Genomic DNA, 21754 nt, shown 5'->3' on the forward strand with positions numbered 1-21754 from the left:
GCGTTAGGCAAGCCGGAGCGGCTGGCAGTGGGAGGAGAGGAGAGACGGCAGGCAAGCTCACGGCAATGCCAGCGATTGAAGCACGCCCAAAGCGGCGCTGCATACCGTTGATCAGTGAGCTTTTTTTCTGTTTTTCCCGGCTTGAGCGAAGGTTCTTTCTTCCTTGCTCACAGGCAAGGGAGGCGCGCTATGGCAAGGCTCACTATTCTTTCTGGCAGGACACGCCCAGGTGAAGGAGACACCATGAACTACTGGCTGATCGTCAATACCGGTGCCGGCGACGGCAGCCGCGGAGAAAGCTATTGGCGCGAGCACCTCCAGGCCGCCGGCGTCGAGGGGCTCAAGGTTCGCGATCTGGCCGATACCGAGTGGGAGGGCGACGTCGCCATCGGTGACCGGGTGCTGGTGGCGGGGGGCGACGGTTCCGTCAACCGGGTCGCAACGGTGTGCGTGGAGCGTCAGGCGGTGCTCGGCGTGCTGCCGTCGGGTACCGCCAACGACTTCGCGCGCAATCTGGACCTGCCGGACGACCCCGCGACGCTGTGCCGCATCGCCACCGGCGAGGCAACCCTGGCGGTCGATGTCGCCTGGATCAACGACTGGCTCTTTCTCAACGTGGCGCATCTCGGGCTCGGCACTCTGCCGGCCAGGGAAGCCTCACAGGAACAGAAGCGCCACCTGGGCCGCTTCAGCTACTTGCTGACCCTGGCGCAGCGCATCGGCATGCAGAACGGCATTCATGCCCGCATCGAGTGCGGCGAGCAGAGCGCCACCGGCCAGTGGCTGACGATCGCCATCGCCTCCGGCGCCTATTTCGGTGGCGGCCACACCATCGACGAAGCCTATATTGATGACGGCAAGCTGGACGTGGTGGCGGTACGCAAGCGCTCCTGGTGGCGCCTGCTGGTGGCCTTCGTCACCACCCGACTACTGCGAATGACGAGCGATACCGACGACACCCTGGTGCATTTTCAGGCACCGAGCTGTCGCGTCACCTTGAAGCACCCGCACACCCTGACGGCAGATGGCGAAGACCTGGGCCAGACGCAGCAGGTCGAAGCCTTCACCCGCCATGGCGTGCTGCAGGTCGCCGGTCGCCCGGAAGCCTCACCACGGCTACGCTTCTCGCGCCTGGAACCCTTGGCAGCCCAGCCGAGGCCTGCCCCGCTCTGAGCCCAGACGCCACTAGGCAAGCGGCAAATGCACCACCGCGCCGCGCAGCCCGCGGCGATCCGCCCACAGCTTGCCCAGGGTGATCGGCAGGCGAAACCGGCGCCGGCCGGCCGCCCCGGGGTTGAACAGCAGCCGCCCCTGCTGCCACTCGTTGCGCGGTTTGTGCGAATGACCGTGCAGCACGGCATCGCAGGGCGTGGCCTCGTCAACGTCGGCCAGCTTGTGCACCAGGAGCAGGCGCCAGCTATTGACCACCAAATCCTGCCGCAGGGGCAAGGCCTGCGCCCAGGCGGCGGTATCGACATTGCCTCGTACGGCATACAGCGCGGCACGCTCGGCCAGGCGTTCGAGAATAGCGGCATCCTGCTCCCGGGCGCCTACATCGCCCAGGTGCACGATCAGCTCGCAGCCATCCAACAGGGCCAATGCCTCATCCCGCAGCAGGCCGTGGGTATCGGCGATCACCCCGATGGGGCCCGCCACCTCCAGGGCGTCACCGCCTTTCTCGATCACCACGTCCCCGTTCCTCCTGCGTTGCCGCGGCGTGCGTGAAGGAACCATAGCGATCCCAACCCGGCGTATCAAACCGGGCGTGCCCGGGGTTTGACGCGCCCTACCCGGCTGCTAGCTTGACAAACGAGGCCCAGCCACGCCCACGCGAACAATTCAAAAGGAACGCACCATGACGAGAAGGGATTCGAGAGCCTGGCATCTGCTGGGCACACTGCCGCTGGCGGTGGTGCTCGCCGGGCAGGGCGAACCATGAACACGGCTAGCGCTGGCGACGCTCCCCACGGCTGGATCCTGCTGCGCGGTCTGGTGCGCGAGGCACGTCACTGGGAAGGGTTGCCGGAGAAGCTGGCGCTTGTGCTGCAGGCGCCGGTGTGGGCGGTGGACCTGCCGGGCAACGGCGCGCGCTGGCACGAAAGCAGCCCGACCCGCATTGATGCCATGGTCGAGGCGCTGCGTGACCAGCTGGTGAAAGCCGAACGCCCAGGGCCGCACCGGGTGCTGGCGCTTTCGCTGGGGGGCATGGTGGCGCTGCGCTGGGCCCAGCGCTATCCCGCCGAGGTGGCGGGCCTGGTGCTGGTCAACGCCAGTCTGCGCGGCGTTGCGCCTTTCTACGAGCGTCTGCGCCCACGCCAATACGGCCGCCTGCTGCTGGCCCTGGGGCCGGTGGGGCACGAGCGCCGCGAACGGCTGATCCTCAAGATGACCACCCGGCTGCAGCAGGACCCCGACAGCGTAGCGCGCCGGCACGCCCAGTGGCAGGCACAGGCGCCCGTGTCGAAGGCCAACCTGCTGCGCCAGCTGCTGGCGGCGGCACGCGGCTTCGCCCCGCCGGAGGCCGCCCCGCCCTGCCCCACGCTGCTGCTGGCCTCGCGGGCCGACCAGATGGTCTCGTGCCGCTGCTCCCAGCGCATGGCCGAACGCTGGGGCTGGCCCATCGTCTATCACGCCAGCGCCGGGCACGACCTGCCGCTGGACGCCCCTGACTGGGTCATCGAGCAGATCCGCGCCTGGCTGGCCGCCTCAGGCGGAGCGCCTCTCGCGCAGCAGCCAGGCCGCAAGCCCCACCCCCACCAGCCCGATCAGCGCCCCGGGAAAGGCGCCGAGAGCCAAGGCGGCAGCCAGCCCCAACAGTAGCGCCAGCCCGCCGCCGGCAATGGCGCCGAAGTGGCGCGTGGGAGGCACCTGGCGGCGGCGATAGCGTTCGAAGCCCACCGCCGCGAGCATGATCGGTACGGTCATCAGGGCACACAGCCCGACCCACTCCAGGCGGCCGATCCAGAATCCCGGTTCGCCCGGCATGCCGGCGTCGATCGGCCAGCCCAGCCGCTGGCCGAGCCAGGCCGCCGGCAGCTCGGCCAGCTTGTGCCACAGGTAGAGCTGCAGTCCCAGGGCGCCGGTCATCGCCATCCAGCGCCCCAAGTGGCGCCGTTCGAGAAAGCGCCGCACCGGCGTTTCGAACAGCACCACCAGCCCGGCCTGGCACCACAGCACGCCCAGCAGGGCCAGGGTGGGCGGCAGCAGGTTGGTCTCGCCGCCCACGTTACCGTTGACCATCGACGGCGGATAGCCCAACGCCACCGCCGCGACCAGCCAGGCCAGGCCAAGCAGCAGCAGGCCCGCCCCGGTGGCGCGGCCGGCCAGGCGACCCTGCCACCAGGCGATACCGAGCTGCTGGGGTAGCAGCCAGAACAGCGCGGCATTGACCCAGGCGAACAGGTCGTGGTCCTCGGTGACTCGCTGGCCCAGCGCTAGCCACTCGGCCGCTTCACCCGGACGGGCGCGCAGCAGGTCGACCAGGACGATACCCGCTACCATGGCGGCCGACACCCACAGGCCGCAGCGGCGGTCGAGCCAGACGCACAGCGGCAGCAGCAGCTGGACGCCCAGCAGTACCAGCAGGAACCAGAGGTGCACGGTCAGCGAGGCGTTGAGCGGGCCGAGCACGCCATCGCGCGTGATGAAGGCGATGCCGACGAACGCCGTCAGCACCGCCAGGTAGGTGGCGGACGGCCGCGCCAGCCCCAGCGCCCGCTCCGCCCACCAGTGGCGATGCGGCTCGGCATCGGCGAGCCGCTGTCTCACCCCATCGGCGCTGACCGCCGCCGAGACGAAGATGAATAGCGGCACGACCTGGACGATCCAGGTGAAGTAGCCGGCAGGCGCCCAGGCATCCAGGATATGGCCGGTTGCAACCAGTTGGCCGCCCTCGAGGCGCGGCAGCGTGGCCACCCAGTGGCCTAACACCACGATCAGCAGCGCCAGGGCGCGTAGCGCATCGGGATAAGGGTCGCGGGTATCGCTCAACGGCACCTCCTGCGGGGCGAGACAATGCATGCCACTGCCGCCAGTAGCCTAGCCGATGCTGAAACGGCCAACCAACGACGTTCGAACCCGGCAGGCTTAGCTGCTACGTTGGCAAGGCATGGAATTGGCAAACGGAAAGGCTTCACACATGGCAGTGACATCCACGACGCAACGCGCCCTGCGTGCCGCGGCACGTGGCGTCTCCTTCCTGGTGTTGGCAGGCACGATGGCGGGCGTGCCCGTTGCCACCCAGGCCCAGGCCGGCGAAGTCGGCCTGCCCCGCTTCCCCTCCATCAGCCCTGACGGCACGCAGCTGATCTTCAGCTGGCGCGGCGACCTGTGGCGTAGCGGTATCGAGGGCGGCCAGGCCATCCGCCTGACGCGCCACCACCTGGATGACCTGCATTCCAGCTGGAGCCCAGACGGCGAATGGGTGGTGTTCGCCTCCATGCGCGACGGCTATCTCAACCTGTGGCGCATGCGCGCCGACGGCAGCCAGCTCACCCAGCTCACCCACGGCGACCAGCACCTGCGCACGCCGGCCTTCGGCATCGGCGCCGACGGCGAGCCGGTGATCACCTTTTCCGGCATGCTCGAAGCCGACGTCTACCGCGACCAGCGCCCCTACCGGCTGTCGCCGCAGGGCGGCGATTTCACCCGCCTGCACGATGCCTTCGGCTCCGAGCCGCAGCTGTCGCCGGACGGCAGCCAGGTGGTGTTCACGCGCGGCGGCGCCTACCACGACTGGAACCGTCGTCACTACCGCGGCCCGGATGCCATGGACATCTGGCTGTACGACAAGCGCACGGAGCGCTTCACCGCGCTCACCGAGCGCGACGGTGACGACGGCCAGGCGCGCTGGCTCGACTCCGACACCCTGCTGTTCATGTCCGACCGCGAGGATCGGACGGTCAACCTCTACCGCCTGCACCTCGACGACCCCTCGAACGTCGAACGCCTGACCCACTTCAGCGAGCATGACCTGCAGCATTTCGATATCTCGCGCAACGGCACCACCGCGGTGCTGCAGGTCTGGGACCGGCTGCTCACGCTCGACCTGACCGACCCGCAGGCCGAGCCCGAGCCGCTGTCGCTGCGTGCGCCCGACGACGGCCGCGACAGCCATGCGCTGCGCCGCGTCGACCGCAACGTCAGCGAGGCAGCCCTGAGCCCTGATGGCCAGACCATGGCCTACGTCGCCTACGGGCGCGTCTATGTGCGCCATGTCGACGAACTGAGCCCGACGCTGCCGGTGACGCCCGGCTCCCATGCCCGCCACCACGGCCTGGCCTGGTCGCCGGACGGGGTTAGGCTTTACTTCACCAGCGACGCCGACGGCACCGAGTCGATCCAGGCGGCACGGGTGGCGCTGACCCGCGACGAGATTCGCCGCACCCATGAGCGCCAGTTGGCCACCGGCCGCCAGCCCGCGCGGGACTGGGACACCTCCCAGCCCAGCGCGACCTCGCCGGAGGGGGACCATCCGCAGATCCCCTACGCCGAGTCCGGCGAACCGGACATCCTCGTGCGCGGCACGGACCCTGAGGACCCCTTCGCCCCGCAGGACCCGGGGTTCATCTTCGAACCGCTGCTGCTGCCCCGGCCTGCCGCACCGATGAACGAGCCCGAGCCGGGCGCGCAGGAGCCGGCGGTGGAACTCGAGAGCATTCCGGAGGAGGCGCTCGACGAGGAGCTGCCCGACGACATGCCGACCGCCCTCGACCCCACCCGCTGGCACGATGCGGTGCAGTTCGAGATCCGCCCCGTGGTGGCCACCGAGCACAACGACCGCGACGCCTCGCCCTCACCGGACGGCAATGCGCTGGCCTTCCGTCGCGGGCGCGGCGACCTGGTGGTCCGCGACCTGCGCAGCGGCGAGGAGCGCACCCTGGTAGAAGGCTGGGATTTCTACTTGCAGTGGCGCTGGTCGCCGGACAGCCGCTACCTCGCCTACTCGCAGAATGACCTCGACTTCAGCGCCAACATCTATGTGGTGCCCGCCGACGGTTCGGCCGAGCCAGTCAACATCACCCGCCACCCGCGCAACGACCTCAACCCGCGCTGGTCGGCGGACGGTCGCAAGCTGACTTTCATCTCCAACCGTGCGGAAGAGAGCTACGATCTCTATCGCGTCTATCTCGACCGCAGCCTGCAGGGCCAGACCCCGCGCGAGCGCACCGGCTACTACCGCGATGCGCGCCAGGCCGCCGCCCAGCAGCGGCCGCTGTCACCGCTGCCGGCGGAGCGCACGCCGCGTGCCGACGATCAGGTGGCGGAGCTCGACCTGGAAAACGCCTGGCGCCGAATCGAGCGCGTGACGGCCTCGCCGTCGCACCAGAGCGCCAACGAGATGTCCCCGGGCGGCGATCGCTACGTGTTCAACGCCGGTCGCGAAGGCCTGGTGGCGATGAACTGGGACGGCGGCCAGCGTACACGCCTGGGCCCGGTGGCGGACGTGCAGCACCTAAGCCTTAGCGGCGACCAAGTGGTGTTCATCGCCAACGGCCGGGTGGGCCTGGCCAATCTGTCGGGCAGCGGCTCGCCACAGTACCTGGACATCTCCGACCGCATCCGCGTGGACCTGCAGCAAGAGGCGCTGCAGAAGTTTCACGAGGCGGCGCGAGTCATCGGCGAGCACTTCTACCGCCAGGACATGAAGGGGCTCGACTGGCCCGCCGTGGTGGAGGAGTACGCCACCCTGGTTCGGCGCTCGCGCACCCCCAGCGAATTCAGCGATATCACCAATCGCCTGATGGGCGAGCTGGCGGCATCGCACATGGGGGTCTCCAACCCCGGCCCGGTCTCGGCGCTGCGCGAGCCCTCGGGGAGGCTGGGCATCGAGCACGAGCGCATCGTCTCGCAGGAGAACGGCCGCCATGGCTATCGGGTCACCGCCATCACGCCCGAGGGGCCGGCCAGCCGCGGCCCGATGCCGCTGCGGCCCGGCGATGTGATCACCGAGATCGACCTGCAGCCCTTCGGTGAGACCGACACCCTGCGCGAACGCCTGCGCGGGCAGGTCGAGCGCGAAGTGATCGTGACCTTCGAGCGGCCCGGCAGCGACGGCTACGACGAGTTTCGCACCATGCTGCTGACGGTGGGGCTCACCGAGCTGGCGCGACTGAAATACGACGCCTTCCGGGCGCAGAGCCGCCGCTTCGTCGAAGAGCTCTCCGACGGGCGCCTGGGCTATCTGCACATCCAGGCCATGAACCAGACCTCGCTGGAAGGCTTCCAGGCCGACCTCTATGCCGCGGCGGTGGACAAGGACGGGTTGATCATCGACGTGCGCAACAACGGCGGCGGCCACACCACCGACCGCATCCTGACCTCGATCATGGCCGGGGAGCACGCCTACACGATTCCCGCCGGCGCCGATCCCGACGCCGTAGGCCATTACCCACAGGACCGCCTCGACGCACCGCGCTATACCCTGCCGATCAACATGCTGGCCAACGAGAAGAGCTACTCCAACGCCGAGATCCTGGCGCACGCGTTCACGACGCTGGAGCGCGGCAGGCTGATCGGCCAGCAGACCTACGGCGGGGTAATCTCGACCAACAGCCATACCCTGGTCGACGGCGCCACCGTGCGCCGCCCGTTCCGCGGCTGGTACCTGCCCGACGGCACCGACATGGAGCACAACGGCGCGGTGCCGGATATCCTGGTGGAGCAGCGGCCGGAGGACGAGGTGGAAGGCCACGACCGCCAGCTCGAACGGGCGGTATTCGACCTGCTCGAGCGGATCGACGGCGAGGCGTGAGCCGCCCACGGCGGCGGCTCAGTGCCGCTTCACTCGCCAGATGCGCCAGGCCAGCAGGGCGATGATCGTCGCCCCCAGCGGCCCGAGCACGGCCGCTGCGGTCGGCGGATGCACCTCGACCCCCAGGGCGCCCAGGCTCTCCAGGCCCAGCTTGAACAGGCTGAAGATGTAGTAGCTGATGACGATGATCGAGAGCCCTTCCACCGCCTTCTGGATCTTGAGCTGGCTGCTGGCGCGCTCGTTGAGGCTGCCCAGGATGCTCGAATTCTGCTCCTCGATCTCAACCTGGGCCCGGGTGCGCAGCAGGTCGTTCAGCCGGGCCGCGCTTTCGGCCAGGCTCTCCTGACGGCGATGAATGGCGGCACAGTAGTGCACCGTGGGGTGGAAGCGCCGCAGGATGAAGGTGCCGAGCTGCGGGCAGTGGTCGACTCGCTGCTCCCGCAGCTCCTCGATGCGCGAGACGACGATGCGCGCATAGGCGTCGGTCGCGCTGAAGCGCTGCCGCGAACGCGCGCCGCTGCGCTCCAGCCGCGCCGAGAGCCGGGACAGGGCGGTCAGCAGCGGGCGCGGGTTGGTGTCCTCCTGTTCGGCGTTGCGGTCCGACAGCTCGCCCAGCTCCAGCTCGTAGGCGTGCAGTTCAAGCGCCAGCTCCTTGGCCAGGGGCAGCGACAGCGAGGCCATCATGCGGTAGGTCTCGATCTCCAGCAGTCGGCGCACCATGCGCCCGAGGCGGAAGTCGTTGAGCCCGTGGTTGAGCAGCAGCAGGCGGTTGACGCCGCCTGCATCGAGGTGGAAGTCGCTCCACACCGTGGCATCGCCACCGCCCACCTGCGAGCCGGCAGGATCGATGAAGCCGTAGGCCTCGGCGCTGCCCCGCCAGCTCTCGCCGCCCTCCACCAGCACCAGCGTGGCGCTGATCAGAGTGGCATCGTAGGCCTCGACGACCTGGGCCAGCCAGGCCGGCGGTGGCAGCCAGGGATCGCTGCCCTGCCCCTTGGGTGCCATCAGGGTCAGGGTGGAGAACTCGGTATGGCGCTCCCACTTCAGCACCCCGCCGTCGAGGGTGACGATCTGCTGGACTCGCTCGGTGTCGAAGGCAAGGCCGCTGGTCTCGCTCAGCTGCAGCAGCAGGTCGGCGTGCTGCTCGGCTTCGGCCAGGAAGGCGTAGTGGTAGAGGTGGGCCGGCTCGGAGAAGTAGATCGACGGGCGGGCGTGCAGCTCGTTGTGCAGGCGTTCGCGCTGTGGGTGCATGTCAGGGGCCTGAGAAGAGTGGACCTCCGAGACTAAAGTCTGAACACCCCATCGCCAAGCCCGCTTTCGACTAGCCTGTCTCGTCGCTTGGTCGCACTGCCTCGTCGCCGTGCGCTGCCGGTGCCTGCACGGCTGTCTCCTCGATCAGCCGCTCCAGCGCCACCGGCCCCTGCAGAAAGCGGTTCATCCAGGCCAGGGCACTGGGCAGGCTGGCACGCCACACCCGCCAGGTATGCCCACCGTTGAGCACCTCCATGACCACTCGGTCCGGCTGATGCGGAGCCAGCGCCTGGCGCACCAGCCACGCATGGTGGGCGGCGTTGTAGGCATCGCGATGACCGGCGCTGAGATAGAGCGGCACCACCTCGTCGCGCTCCAGGTAAGCGGGAAGGTGGGCGGTGTAGTTGCGCCGCTGCCACAGCTCGGTATCGAAGCGCCCGGCGGCATCCAGGAAGGCCGGATGGCGCCGAGCCGCGGAGTGACGCGGCGGCAGCGGATGGTAGCTGGCAGGGCTCAGGGCCGCGGCGGCGGCAAACAGCTCGGGGCGTTCCAGGGCAAAATTGAGCGCGCCATATCCCCCGGCGGAAAGCCCGGCCACCGCTCGCCACTCACGCCGCGGCACGACCTGCCAGGTCGCCTCCACGTGGGGCAGGAGTTCCTCGAGAAAGGCCGAGCGCGCCGCCTCGTTGTGCCCGTCGATCCACCAACTGCTGCTGCCCGGCATGACGATCACCACGGGGGGAAGCCGCCCTTCGGCAATCATGCGGTCGACGGTGTGTGCGAGCCCGCCGCGCTCCACCCAGTCGCGCTCGCTGCCGGCCGAGCCATGCAGCAGGTAGAGTACCGGATAGGCCAGGTTCGACTCGCGGTAGCCTTCCGGCAGATAGAGGGCATAGGGGTAGTCCCGTCCCAGCAGCTCAGAAGCGAAGCGGTGAAAGGTCACCTCGCCCGCCGCCTGGGCCCTGCCTTCCCACAGCAGCGCCACGCCCAGCAGCGCGGCCAGGAGGTTCTTCAGCGTCATGGCACGTCTCCTTGTGCCGCCACGGCGCGGCATGGCCCCGACATCGCATGGAATCAATCCCTCTCGCCATGGTCGGACAGCGTATCGATGAGTGATGTTCCTCGAACCAGGGAAGGCGCGGAGCGTTCATGAAGCGGATCGAAGAAATCTACTGGCTGCGTTTCTACGGTTGCCTGGCCGTGTTTGCCTACCACTTCCTCGATCGCATCAACCTGCAGGTCGAGAATGTCTATCTCGACCTGGCGCGCATTCCCACCGTGCTCGGCACGCCCCTGTTCATCTTCATTTCGATCTTCTTGTTCTCGGCCCGCTACGGCAAGCAGCCGCCGCCCGGCTTCCTGCCCAAGCGCCTGCAGTACGTGATGGTGCCCTACCTGGTCTACGGGCTGATCTACGCACTGGCCAACTACGCGAGCCTTCAGCACCAGGGCACTGCCATCGGCTTTTTCGACAATCTGGTCCAGTACCTGGTGTATGCCGGCTGGCACGGCTATTTCCTGATCATCGCCATGCAGTTCTATGCGTTCTACTGGCTCTATGCCCGCCATGACCTGGAGCGCTGGCTGACGCCCGGCCCATGGCTGGTGATCAGCAGTCTCGTCGCCATCGCCTACTGGGGGCTGACCCGCCGCTTCGGCCTCGAACCGCCCGGCTATCTGCTGTGGATCGCCCCCCTCGGCTGGATCTACCTGTTCTTCCTCGCCATGCTGGTGGTGCGGCGCTACCCGCAGCTGAGCCCCGACCGGCTGCACGAGGTGCCGATCCTGCAGCGACTGGCGCACCCGGCGCTGCTGCTCGTCTACGTCGGGGTGATCGTGCTGTTCACCCTGCGTGGCTCGCTCGCCTACTCCTCCAAGGAGACCTGGGTGGTACCGCTGTTCATCCTGTTCACCCTGGTCGCCGTGACCCGGCTGCGCCAGGTGCCCGCCCCAGCGCTGGTCAAGACGATCAATCGCTATTCGTTCGGCATCTACCTGGCGCATCCAATGTTCTTCGCCCTGGTCGACGTCGGCAACGCGTACTGGCAGCTGCCGCTCTGGCTCTATGCGCTGCTGCTGGTCAGCGTGGGGATGGCCGGCTCGATCTGGCTCAATCGGGTCGCCAACCGCCTGCCCTGGGGCGGAATGCTGTTGGGCAAGACGCTGCAGGTGCCAAGCCGACGGCAGACGGCCTTCGGTCAAGTGCGTTAACCTGACGGAACGAATACGCTGCCCAGGAGATTCCCCATGAGTGAGCGCATTTCACTCGTGCTCGTGCCGGTCAACCGCTCGCCCGCGGCAGACGCCGCCACCTGCCATGCGGCCCTGCTGGCGCGCCTGCTCCAGGCGTCGCTGCAGCTAGTGCACGTCATGCCGCTCAACCCCGCCGAACTCAGCGACCTGCCGGCCAACCGGCAGACCGAGGCCGACCACGACCGAGCCCAGCGCCTGAAGGTGGCAGCCGACGCCTTCGCCCACGCCCGCCGGCTCATTGGCGACGACTTCGAGCCACCGCTGCGTGAGGTCTCGCTCGAGGAGGAGGGCTTCGTGCGCCATCCCGGACGCACCATCGCGGCGTACGCCAACCGCCAGTCGAACTGCCTGCTGGTGATCGGCGCACGGCATCTCAGCGACCTGGGCAAGTTCATTGAAGGCAGCGTCAGCGACGAGGTGGTGCACAAGGCCAACTGCCCGGTCACGGTGGTCCATCCCGAGGCGGCCCCGCGGGACATCGCCCGGATCGGCCGCGTGGTACTGCCGGTGGACGGTTCACGGCACAGCGACGAGGCGGCTTTGCTGGCCGGCGATCTGGCTCGCAGCGCCGAGGCCCCGGTCGACCTGCTGTTCTGCCGCCCCCTCACGCCCGGCTCGGGCGACACCGAGGCCCAAGTGGAGGAAGCCAGGCGGGTGCTGGACCAGGCCCGCCAGCGGCTGGGCCCGGTCGAGGCCGGTATTCGTGAGCAGGTGCTCGACGGCGACGACTATGCCGAGGCGATCGTCGGCCACGCGCATGATCAGGCGCCCTATCCGGTAATCGTGATGGGGCGGCGGGGGCTCGGGGCCTGGCGGGAGAAGCTGATGGGCAGCGTCAGCCACCGGGTCATCGACCTGGCGCACTGCCCCGTAACGGTAGTGGTGTAGCGGGACGGCTTAGGGCGTTCCGGCTTCGTAGGCGGCCTTGAGGCGATAGAACTCGGCGACGATCTCGTCCATGGCCGCATCGTCGTAGTCGCACAGGCCGCTGACCACTAGCTTCTTCGAGCCCTGACCGACGGGCTCGTCACCATCCGAGATGCGGAACTGCAGCAGCACGTCGCCGCGCTTGCCCTTGACGTCCAGCGAGGAGTCGACCAGCTCCAGCCGGGGCTGACGAAGGTCAAGCCGCTCCAGCGTGAAGCCCATGCTATCGTAGATCACCAGCGGGCGGCGCGGGTTGAACATCACGCCCTGCTCCTCCAGCAGCGGCTTGAGCACGTGCGGGAAGTTCTTGCCGGAAAAGGCGACATAGCAGCGTGAGAAGGCCTCGATCACCGCCGGGTCATGAGTACAGTCGCCCTCGCGAACGACCTCGAGGTAGCACTTGCGCTCGTCGTCCTGCACCTGCAGACCGCCGCCGTCGGGCTCGTGGAAACATAGCGGTGTGCCGTCCCCCACCATGTTGCGGAAGTGAAAATCCATGTGGTGGCAGAGCCCGAAGCGGCTCAGGACCAGCGCGAAGAGCAGGTCGCCCGGGACGCAGAAGCGGCGCGCTTCGACGTCGTGGATAGGGTTGAAGTCACCGGCAATGCGCTTGGCGAAATCACTGGCCTGCTGGGCGCTGATGTGAAGGTGCGTGTCCGTCTGCGTATGGTAGGGGTCGAGAAACATGCGTGCTCTGGCCTGTCCTGGGTGATTTGCCACGAAGGCTTCGATGATGCCACCTTCCCCAGGTCGGGGCCACTCCCGCCACCGGGCCAACGGTGGGGGCGGCAGCACGCTCACGCAAGCGGGCCTAGGTAGGCATGCGGCATATGAAGACTCGCTCACCGACGCCGGGTTGTTACACTGTAACGATCACGACACGCTTCTCATCGTTACGGTTCCTTGCGTATATTGTGCAGAGATTACACCGACCAAGAATAACGAACGCAAGAACTCGGAGCAGAAAAACGCCGGGACGCCGGCTGATACGGCAAGGGAATCTGGGGGTCAATCGTCATGCTCGATAGAGCCTGGCAGGACATAGCTGCCAAGGAGCTGGGCGCCGGTCGTACGGCATTGCCGCGCGGGGCGGGAGCCAGGCTTCGGCCGGCTGCGCCTGTTGCAACCGGCCTTGGGAAAACCATCACGTGACCATGATGCGACGCCTGCTGATGGCGCTGTTCTTGGTCATGGCACCCGGGCTTGGGGCGACAAGCGAGCGACAGGTGCTGCTTGTCGCCAATGCCGACTCGGCCGGGACGTCACTGACGCGCGATACCACGCGGGCGCTGTTTGCCATGCGCCAGCGTACCTGGCCGGATGGCCAGGCCGCGCGTGTCTTCGTGCTGCCCAACGACCATCCGGTCCATGCGCGCTTCGCCAAGGAGCGCCTCAACGTCTACCCGCACCAACTTCAACTCGCCTGGGACCGCCTGGTGTTTTCCGGCACCGGTCAGGCACCCGGGCGGGTCGACACTCAGGCCGAGATGCTGGAACGCATCGCTACTACGCCCGGTGCCTTGGGATATCTGGAAAGGGAGTACCTGGATGATCGTGTCCAAGTCATCAACATGGAGTAAGCGTGGTTCGCTCTTCCTGCTGGCCGTAGCCGTTGCCTGGACCCAGGTCGCCCGGGGGCAAGAGGTTCTGGACACGCTGCAAGTGCATGGGTTCCTGAGCCAGGCACTCGTCATCACCGACGAAAACAACTTCTTCGGCCCCAGCAGCAGCGGCAGCGGCAGCGGCAAGGGCAGCCTGCAGTACACCGAGATCGGCGCCAACGCTTCATTCCGGCCCCACCAGGACGTGCTGATCGCCGCCCAGGTACTCAGCCGGCGTGCCGGAGGCGACGGCAGCGATGCGCGACCGGCGCTGGACTACGGCATCATCGACTACCAGCCGATCTCCAATCAGCAGCGCACCCTGGGCCTGCAGGTCGGACGCTTCAAGAACCCCTTCGGCTTCTACAACCAGACCCGCGACGTCGCTTTCACGCGCTCCAGCATCCTGCTGCCACAATCGATCTACTTCGATCGAACCCGCGCCCTGGGGCTGTCCGCCGATGGCATGAGCTTCTACGCCGAGGAGCGCCTGCCAAGCGGCACGCTGCACTTCAAGGGCGGGATCGGCCTGCCCACGACCCGCGACCTCGACAGCCAGCTGTTCCCCTCCCGCCTGGGGGTGAGGCTCGATGGCAACCTCTCGTCCATCGCGCAGCTGCTGTATACCCATGGCGACGGCAACTTCACCGCCGCCGTCAGCGCCGCGGATGTCAATCTCGACCTTGGCGTTGGTGCCCATGAGGGCGAGCTCAACTTCCAGCCCGTGATTCTCTCGCTGCAGTACGACAAGGAGAAGTGGGCGCTGACCGGCGAGTATGCGCTGCGGCGGGTCTCGACCACCGAGACCGGCCCGATCCGCAGCGCCGAGACCACCGGCGAGAGCTGGTACGTGCAGTACAGCCGGCGCTTCCTCGACGACTGGCAGTGGCTGGTGCGCTACGACAGCCTGGTCAACGACCGCAGCGACCGCTCGGGCAGCCACTACGCCGCCCAGGGCCGAGGCCCCGCCCACGCCCGCTATGCCGACGACATCACCCTGGGGCTGCAGTGGCGCGTCAATCCGCGGGTGCTGCTGGCCGCCGAATACCACCACATCAATGGCACGGGCTGGCTGCCGCTGCGCGACGAGCCAGACCCCTGGGAGACGCAGCGACGCTGGAACATGCTGCTGTTGCAGCTTTCCCTGCGCTTCTGAGGCGGCCGCCATGTCCATCGCCTCGACGCCCGACCCGCGCCCCCGCCTGAGCCTGACCTGGCGGGTGCTCGCCATGAGCGGCCTGCTGCTGCTGCTGCTGGTGGCTCTGTTCACCTGGCTTGGCCACAGCAACCTGTCGCGTCAGTTCGACCAGAGCCGCTATGAGAGCAACCAGCGCGAAGCCCGGGAGATTCGCCTCGCCCTGCAGCGCTCCGAAGCCGGCCTGCAGCAGCTTGCCGCCCTGACTGCAGCCTCGCCGGAGCTGGGCCCGGCCCTAGCCGGCGGTGATACCGCCGCGCTGATCGGCTCGCTGGCCTCTCAATGGCCAACGCTGCAGCTGGAGTCGGGCGTCGACGAGGTGCTGGTGTTCGACGCCGACGGTCGCGAGCTGGCGGCCTGGGGCCACGGCCAGGCCGATCATGAGCGCCCGGTGCAGGACTGGGTGGCCAGGGTCATGGAGAGCGAACATCCGCTCTCGGTGCTGCGCTGCTCTAAGGACTGCCGCCAGTACGCCGCGGTGCCGATTCTGGAGGAGGGCCGCAGCGTCGGCCTGGCAATCCTGTCGCGTTCGCTGGCCGACGTGACGCGCCAGGTGCAGCAGGTGTCGGACAGCGCCGTGGCGCTGATGATCACCGGCGCGCTGACGGAAGAGGACATGCCGGAGCGCTGGCTGGATGCGTGGAACGGGCGCCTGGTCGCCATGACCCGCCCCGAGGAGTATCTAGCCCTGCTACAGCAGGCCAGCCGGATGACCACCCTGGACGACCTGCTCCATGCCCCGCTCCAACTGCACTTCGCCGGGCGCGACATCGAACTCTCCTCGGTACGCATGACGGAGGACGAGGATCGCCGCAACACGGGCTATTTCCTGCTGGCCACCGACATCACCGCCCAGATTCGTGCCATTCAGCACGACACGCGCGTGCTGCTGCTGGCCGGCATCGGCGGCTGGCTGGCCGCCCTGCTGCTGGTGCTGGGCATTCTGCTGCGCCCGATGGCGCGCCTGCGCCGCCTGGCCGGCGTGCTGCCGGCCCTGGCCCACGGCGGCTTTCTCAAGACGCGCCGCGCCATTCCCCTGCCCCGCCGCCGCCTGACGGATGAGATCGACGTACTCGAAGGCACCACCCTGGCGCTCTCCGACCAGCTGGAATCGCTGGAGCACGAGGTCAAGTTGCGCGGCGCCCAGCTTGCCGAGCGGGTCGAGGAGCTCGCCGAGGAGCGCGACTTCGTTGGCAGCCTGCTGAACACGGCCCGCGTACTGATCGTCACCCACGATGCCGAAGGGCGGATCACCCTCGTCAACGCCTATGCCCAGGCGATCCTGGCGCTGCAGGAGGAAAAGCTGCTCGGCCGCCTGTTCGACGATGTCTTTTCGTCGCGCAATGCCGAAGGCGATCTGCATGGCCTTGCCTCCCAGGAGGAGCGCGTTCTGGTATCGGCCGACGGTCACCAGCGCACCATCGCCTGGTATCACGCCCCGCTGCCCAGGCGCGACGCCAACCGCAGTGCGCGCATCTCGGTGGGCCTCGACGTCACCGAGCGGAAGGTGGCCGAGGCTCGCCTGACCTGGCTGGCCGAGCGCGACCCGCTCACCGAGCTCTACAACCGCCGCTACTTCCAGGAAACGCTTGGCAACGTCATGCAGCGCGGGCGTAGCGGCGCGGTGGTGCTGCTCGACCTCGACCAGTTCAAGGACGTCAACGAACTCAGCGGGCACCACAACGGCGACCGGCTGCTGCGCATGGTGGCAGATACGCTGTTCGACACCTTCGGCCACCGCGGCATGATCGCCCGGCTGGGCGGCGACGAGTTCGCGCTGCTGCTGGAGGGCGCGGATGCCAAGCAGGCGACCTGCGTGGCCAAGCAGATCATCCCCCTGCTGGAGAGCACCGGGCTCGATGCCGGCGGCCAGCGCCACCGGGCCAGGGCCAGCCTGGGCATCGCGCTGTTCCCCGCCCACGGCAGCAACCCCGCCGACCTCATGGCCAGCGCCGACCTGGCGATGTACAAGGCCAAGGAGAGCAGCGTGCAGCGCTGGCACCTGCTCTCCACGCCCGAACGCGCCAAGGACGAGCTGCAGGAGCGCGTCTACTGGGTCGAGCGAATCCGCGAGGCGATCGCAGAGGACAGCTTCGAGCTGCTGGTGCAGCCGATCGTTCGCCTGGGCGACCGCGACATTCGCCACTATGAGATCCTGCTGCGCATGCGCGGCTCCAAGGGCGCTCACATCGCCCCGGTGCACTTCATCCCGATTGCCGAGCGCAGCGGCCAGATCGTTCAGCTCGACCGCTGGGTGCTGCGCCACAGCCTGCGGGCACTGCAACAAGTCCAAGACCAAGGGATCTCGCTGGCGGTGAACCTCTCCGGTCAGACCCTTCACGATGAAGGACTCAAGCAGTTTCTCGTCGACGAGCTGCGCGCCAGCGGCGCCGACCCGCACCAGCTGGTGCTGGAGGTTACCGAAACGGCCGCGGTCACCGACTTTGCCACCGCACGCGGCGTACTGCAGGCCCTGCGCGACCTAGGCTGTCGTACCGCACTGGACGACTTCGGCGTCGGCTTCAGCAGTTTCCACTATCTGGGCGAGCTGCCGGTCGACTTCATCAAGATCGACGGCGCCTTCATCCGCAGCTTGATCACCAATCCGGAGACGCGGGTCATCGTCAAGGCCATCGCCGACATTGCCGCCGGCTTCGGCAAGCAGGCGATCGCCGAATTCGTCGATCAGGAAGAGCTCATACCGATTCTCGCCTCCTACGGCATCGCGTATGGCCAGGGCTATCACCTGGGCCGACCGATGCCACTGCTGGAGGCCTTCCCAGGAGTGCTGCATGAACACAGCCAGGACAAGCCGTCCTGAGCCAAGCCTGACAAGGTACGGCAAGGACGCCAGCCCGCACGACATCGATACCCGTATCACCGAGTTCATCGCGCAGTACCGCTTCACCCTCGCGCTGGATCATGCCAGCCGCTATCGTGCCTACGCGCTGCGCCACCAGGTGTTTCGCGAAGAGATGCACTACCGTCTCGGCGACGCCGCCGAACCCACGTTCGAGCGCGATGCCTACGACGCCGAGGCCCTGCTCTGCCTGCTGACTCACCGCGACAGCGGCCTCGACGTCGGCTGCCTGCGGGTGGTGCTGGGCGCCGACAGCGACGGCGAACCGCGCCGGTTGCCGCTGGAAGAGAGCTGCGCCCATGGATTGTCCCATCCGACCCTGCATCCTGCCGCCTTCGCCAGGAGTGAGGTCTGCGAAGTCTCTCGCCTGGCCGTGCACCGGCACTTTCGCCGCACCCCGGGAAGCGAGGTGCCAGCCTCGCCGCAGGGCGGCGAGGCACTGCCGGTGCCTTCCCCGCTGGTCAGCCTCAGCCTGTTTCTCGCCGCCACCGCGCTGGTCGGGCTTGCCGGGCGGCGTCACGTCTTCGCCATGATGGAGCCGCGCTTCGCCCGGCTGCTGCAGCTGGCCGGGCTGCGCTTCCAGCAGGCCGGAGAGATCATCGACTACTGCGGGCCGCGCGCGGCCTACTACATCGACCAGCAGCAGGCCGAACGCGACATGAAGGCCAACCTGACCCCGCTGTATCGCCACATCCAGGCGGTGCTGGTTTCGCAGCAGACCCAGACGCTGCCCGTCGTCGATGCGACGTCTCCCGGCACCACGGGCTAAGCCTCAGACGCCTGCCACCTAGCCCTGGGGCTCACTGCCGCGCTTGCGCCGCCGCTGCGGCGGGATCATGCGCACGCGAGCCTTGCCGCGCCGCCGGCGCGGCGCCTCGTCGCCGGCATTGGCTGCCGGAGCTTCGCCGGACGCAGGCGGCTCCGGCGGAGGCGGAATGATCACCCAGGCAAACACCGGCAGCGCCAGCCCCCAGTGGATGGCGGCCAGGCGCAGCCCCAGCGTGACCGCCAGCGCCAGGCCGATGGCGAAACCGACCGGCACGCCCAGGGCCCCCAGCCCCACATAGGTGATACCGCCGGCGATGGAGGCGGTGGCGTACACCTCCTCGCGCAGCACCATCGGCACACGGCGAGCCAGCACGTCGCGCACCATGCCGCCGGCCACGCCGGTCAACAGCCCCATCAGCACCGCCACCACGCCGGGCGCCTCCAGCAGCAGCGCCTTGTGCGCTCCGATCACGGTAAAAAGCGCCAGGCCGAAGGCGTCGGCCACCGGCAGGAATACCCGCGAGAGGCGATGGATATAGTGGAAGCCAACGATGGAGAGCCCCACGGTGGCCAGGATCACCCATAGGTAGGTCGGGTCGGCAACCCAGAACACCGGCCGTACGCCGAGCACCAGATCGCGCAGGGTGCCGCCACCGATGCCAGTGACAGCGGCCAGCACCAGCATGCCGAACGGGTCCATGCGCGAACGACACGCCAGGATCACACCCGACAGGGCGAACACCACCACGCCGGCCATATCCAGCCAGTACACCAGTGCCGTCACCTGCTGCCTCCTTCCACAAACATCGTTGATGCAATGCCCGCCCGTCTTCCCGGCCGTCAAGCGCATCCTGTGTATATAGTAAGTATCGTGATACGGATTGCTAGCGCCCATTGCCACCCTGGATGACAGGAAGAGAGCGATATGAAAGCACTGATCAAGAAGGAGGCCGCACCCGGCCTCTGGCTGGACGAGGTGCCCGACCCACAGGTTGGCATCAACGACGTGCTGATCAAGGTGAAGCGTACCGCCATCTGCGGCACCGACGTGCACATCTACCACTGGGACAGCTGGGCCCAGAAGACCATCCCTGTACCCATGGTGGTGGGCCATGAGTTCGTCGGCGAGATCGTCGAGGTCGGCTCCAACGTCAACGATTTCCACCCGGGGCAGATCGTTTCCGGCGAGGGGCACGTGGTGTGCGGACGCTGCCGCAACTGCCTGGCCGGGCGCCGCCACCTGTGCGCCCATACCAGCGGCGTGGGGGTCAATCGCCCGGGCGCCTTCGCCGAGTACGTCGCCCTGCCCATGTCCAACGTGTGGGAGCACAAGCCCGGCATCGACCTCGACGTGGCCGCCATCTTCGACCCGCTGGGCAACGCCGTGCATACCGCGCTGCAGTTCGACCTGCTCGGCGAGGATGTGCTGATCACCGGGGCCGGACCGATCGGCGCCATGGCCGCGGCGGTGTGTCGGCATGCCGGGGCGCGCCACGTGGTGGTCACCGACCTCAACCCAGGGCGCCTCGAGCTGGCCAGGCGCCTGGGCGCCACCCGCACCGTGGACGTACGTCACGAAACGCTCCCCGACGTGCAGCGCGAACTGGGGCTGACCGAAGGCTTCGACGTAGGCCTGGAGATGTCCGGCAGCCCCGCCGCCTTCCGCGACATGCTGGCCAACATGTGCCACGGCGGCAAGGTGGCCATGCTCGGCATTCCCACCGAGGAGATGGCCATCGACTGGAACACGGTGATCTTCAACATGCTGACGCTCAAGGGGATCTACGGCCGCGAGATGTACGAGACCTGGTACAAGATGTCGGTGATGATCGACTCCGGCCTCGACATCTCGCCGGTGATCACCCATCGCCTGCCCTACACCGAGTACCAGCAAGGCTTCGACGCCATGCTCAGCGGCGAAGCGAGCAAGGTCGTCCTCAACTGGGAGTCATGACATGTACGGAGCCTTCAAGCAGCACCTGAGGGGCGAGCTCGACGCCATTCGCCAGGCCGGGCTTTACAAGCACGAGCGCCAGCTGACCACCCCCCAGGGGGCCCATGTCGGCATCAATGCCGGCACCGAGGTGCTCAACCTGTGCGCCAACAACTACCTGGGGCTGGCCCAGCACCCCGAGGTCAACGCGGCCGCCAAAGCGGGTCTGGAAGAGTGGGGCTACGGCCTGGCCTCGGTGCGCTTCATCTGCGGCACCCAGAGCCTGCACAAGCAGCTCGAGCAGCGCCTGACCGACTTCCTCGGCACCGAGGACACCATCCTCTACCCCTCCTGCTTCGATGCCAACGGCGGGCTGTTCGAGACCCTGCTGGGCGCCGAGGACGCGGTGATCTCCGACGAGCTCAACCATGCCAGCATCATCGACGGCGTGCGGCTCTCCAAGGCGCGGCGCTACCGCTACCGCAACAACGACATGGCCGACCTGGAGGAGCAGTTGAAAGCCGCCGACCGCGACGGCGCGCGCTTCAAGCTGATCACCACCGACGGTGTGTTCTCCATGGACGGCTACATCGCCCGGCTCGACGAGATCTGCGACCTGGCCGAACGCTATGACGCCCTGGTGCACTTCGACGACTGCCACGCCACCGGCTTTCTCGGCGAGGGCGGCCGCGGCACCCATGAGTACCGCGGCTGCATGGACCGCATCGACATCACCACCGGCACCCTGGGCAAGGCGCTGGGCGGCGCCAGCGGCGGCTATACCAGCGGCAAGCGTGAGGTGATCGAGCTGCTGCGCCAGCGCTCGCGGCCCTATCTGTTCTCCAACACCGTGGCGCCGCCGGTGGTGGCCGGCGCCCTCAAGGCGATCGAGCTGGCCGCCGAGTCCCGCGAGCTGCGCCGTCGGCTCAGCGACAACACGGCCTTCTTCCGCGAGGGCCTCGAGCGGCTGGGCTTCGAGCTGCTGCCCGGCGAGCACCCCATCGTGCCGGTGATGCTGCACGACGCGGGCCTTGCCGCCCGCTTCGCCGAGGAGATGCTCAAGGAGGGCGTCTACGTGATCGCCTTCTCCTACCCGGTAGTGCCCCAGGGCAAGGCGCGCATCCGCACCCAGATGTCCGCCGCGCTAAGCCGCGACGACCTGGAGTTTGCGCTGGCCGCCTTCGGCCGGGTCAAGGAGCGCCTGGGGCTATAA

At 67.9% G+C, this 21754-nt stretch carries 17 protein-coding genes; 11 read left to right on the forward strand and 6 right to left on the reverse strand.

All coding sequences use genetic code 11. The features are described from left to right. The first annotated feature begins 243 nt into the window (after positions 1 to 243). Positions 244 to 1173 carry a diacylglycerol/lipid kinase family protein gene (locus ACT7B3_RS14530; RefSeq protein WP_445158445.1) on the forward strand — a complete coding sequence of 310 codons (930 nt, stop codon included), beginning with the start codon at positions 244 to 246 and terminating at the stop codon, positions 1171 to 1173. Between the two features lie 12 nt (positions 1174 to 1185). On the opposite strand, the gene ACT7B3_RS14535 is transcribed toward ACT7B3_RS14530, so the two are convergent. After that, complete coding sequence (locus tag ACT7B3_RS14535; RefSeq protein ID WP_445158446.1) at positions 1186 to 1689, reverse strand: metallophosphoesterase family protein; 504 nt, start codon at positions 1687 to 1689, stop codon at positions 1186 to 1188. 246 nt (positions 1690 to 1935) lie between these two features. On the opposite strand from ACT7B3_RS14535, the gene ACT7B3_RS14540 reads away from it, so the two are divergent. Beyond that, complete coding sequence (locus tag ACT7B3_RS14540; RefSeq protein WP_445158447.1) at positions 1936 to 2820, forward strand: alpha/beta fold hydrolase; 885 nt, start codon at positions 1936 to 1938, stop codon at positions 2818 to 2820. On the opposite strand, the gene ACT7B3_RS14545 is transcribed toward ACT7B3_RS14540, so the two are convergent. Next, positions 2707 to 3990 carry an acyltransferase family protein gene (locus tag ACT7B3_RS14545; RefSeq protein ID WP_445158448.1) on the reverse strand — a complete coding sequence of 428 codons (1284 nt, stop codon included), beginning with the start codon at positions 3988 to 3990 and terminating at the stop codon, positions 2707 to 2709. The two genes, ACT7B3_RS14540 and ACT7B3_RS14545, sit on opposite strands and share 114 nt — an antisense overlap. A gap of 148 nt (positions 3991 to 4138) precedes the next feature. On the opposite strand from ACT7B3_RS14545, the gene ACT7B3_RS14550 reads away from it, so the two are divergent. Then, positions 4139 to 7753 carry a S41 family peptidase gene (locus ACT7B3_RS14550; RefSeq protein ID WP_445158449.1) on the forward strand — a complete coding sequence of 1205 codons (3615 nt, stop codon included), beginning with the start codon at positions 4139 to 4141 and terminating at the stop codon, positions 7751 to 7753. 18 nt (positions 7754 to 7771) lie between these two features. Here the strand turns inward: ACT7B3_RS14550 and ACT7B3_RS14555 are convergent, their stop codons facing one another. Continuing rightward, complete coding sequence (locus ACT7B3_RS14555) at positions 7772 to 9004, reverse strand: DUF3422 domain-containing protein (RefSeq protein ID WP_445158450.1); 1233 nt, start codon at positions 9002 to 9004, stop codon at positions 7772 to 7774. 70 nt (positions 9005 to 9074) lie between these two features. After that, on the reverse strand, positions 9075 to 10025 hold the full coding sequence (locus tag ACT7B3_RS14560) for an alpha/beta hydrolase (protein ID WP_445158451.1): 951 nt from the start codon (positions 10023 to 10025) through the stop codon (positions 9075 to 9077). A 128-nt stretch (positions 10026 to 10153) separates the two neighbouring features. On the opposite strand from ACT7B3_RS14560, the gene ACT7B3_RS14565 reads away from it, so the two are divergent. Together ACT7B3_RS14565 and ACT7B3_RS14570 are read left to right on the forward strand one after the other, a co-directional pair. Further along, a complete protein-coding gene (locus tag ACT7B3_RS14565) occupies positions 10154 to 11215 on the forward strand; it encodes an acyltransferase family protein (RefSeq protein ID WP_445158452.1) in 1062 nt (353 codons plus the stop codon). 36 nt (positions 11216 to 11251) lie between these two features. After that, positions 11252 to 12145 carry a universal stress protein gene (locus ACT7B3_RS14570; protein WP_445158453.1) on the forward strand — a complete coding sequence of 298 codons (894 nt, stop codon included), beginning with the start codon at positions 11252 to 11254 and terminating at the stop codon, positions 12143 to 12145. A gap of 9 nt (positions 12146 to 12154) precedes the next feature. Here ACT7B3_RS14570 and ACT7B3_RS14575 read toward each other — a convergent pair whose 3' ends face one another. Next, on the reverse strand, positions 12155 to 12871 hold the full coding sequence (locus ACT7B3_RS14575; RefSeq protein ID WP_444679272.1) for a DUF3581 family protein: 717 nt from the start codon (positions 12869 to 12871) through the stop codon (positions 12155 to 12157). A gap of 467 nt (positions 12872 to 13338) precedes the next feature. Here ACT7B3_RS14575 and ACT7B3_RS14580 point away from each other — a divergent pair, with 467 nt between their 5' ends. The 4 genes from ACT7B3_RS14580 to ACT7B3_RS14595 are packed head-to-tail and all read left to right on the forward strand — an operon-like array spanning position 13339 to position 18609. Beyond that, complete coding sequence (locus ACT7B3_RS14580) at positions 13339 to 13764, forward strand: hypothetical protein (RefSeq protein ID WP_445158886.1); 426 nt, start codon at positions 13339 to 13341, stop codon at positions 13762 to 13764. Further along, positions 13733 to 14941, forward strand: a complete 1209-nt coding sequence (locus ACT7B3_RS14585; protein ID WP_445158454.1) for a hypothetical protein — start codon at positions 13733 to 13735, stop codon at positions 14939 to 14941. The genes ACT7B3_RS14580 and ACT7B3_RS14585 overlap by 32 nt, the downstream gene beginning before the upstream one ends. A 10-nt stretch (positions 14942 to 14951) precedes the next feature. Further along, entirely contained in the window at positions 14952 to 17801 is a 2850-nt protein-coding gene (locus tag ACT7B3_RS14590) for an EAL domain-containing protein (protein ID WP_445158455.1), read from the forward strand. Beyond that, positions 17773 to 18609 carry a PEP-CTERM/exosortase system-associated acyltransferase gene (locus tag ACT7B3_RS14595; RefSeq protein ID WP_445158456.1) on the forward strand — a complete coding sequence of 279 codons (837 nt, stop codon included), beginning with the start codon at positions 17773 to 17775 and terminating at the stop codon, positions 18607 to 18609. Before ACT7B3_RS14590 ends, ACT7B3_RS14595 begins: the two co-directional genes overlap by 29 nt. Before the next feature lie 18 nt (positions 18610 to 18627). Here ACT7B3_RS14595 and ACT7B3_RS14600 read toward each other — a convergent pair whose 3' ends face one another. Further along, positions 18628 to 19392, reverse strand: coding sequence for a trimeric intracellular cation channel family protein (locus ACT7B3_RS14600; protein ID WP_445158457.1), 765 nt, complete (start codon positions 19390 to 19392; stop codon positions 18628 to 18630). 141 nt (positions 19393 to 19533) lie between these two features. Between ACT7B3_RS14600 and tdh the strand changes: the two genes are divergently transcribed. Next, positions 19534 to 20562 carry an L-threonine 3-dehydrogenase gene (gene tdh / locus ACT7B3_RS14605; RefSeq protein WP_445158458.1) on the forward strand — a complete coding sequence of 343 codons (1029 nt, stop codon included), beginning with the start codon at positions 19534 to 19536 and terminating at the stop codon, positions 20560 to 20562. Between the two features lies 1 nt (position 20563). Further along, a complete protein-coding gene (gene kbl, locus ACT7B3_RS14610) occupies positions 20564 to 21754 on the forward strand; it encodes a glycine C-acetyltransferase (RefSeq protein ID WP_445158459.1) in 1191 nt (396 codons plus the stop codon).

The organism is Halomonas sp. E14, from assembly GCF_052568415.1.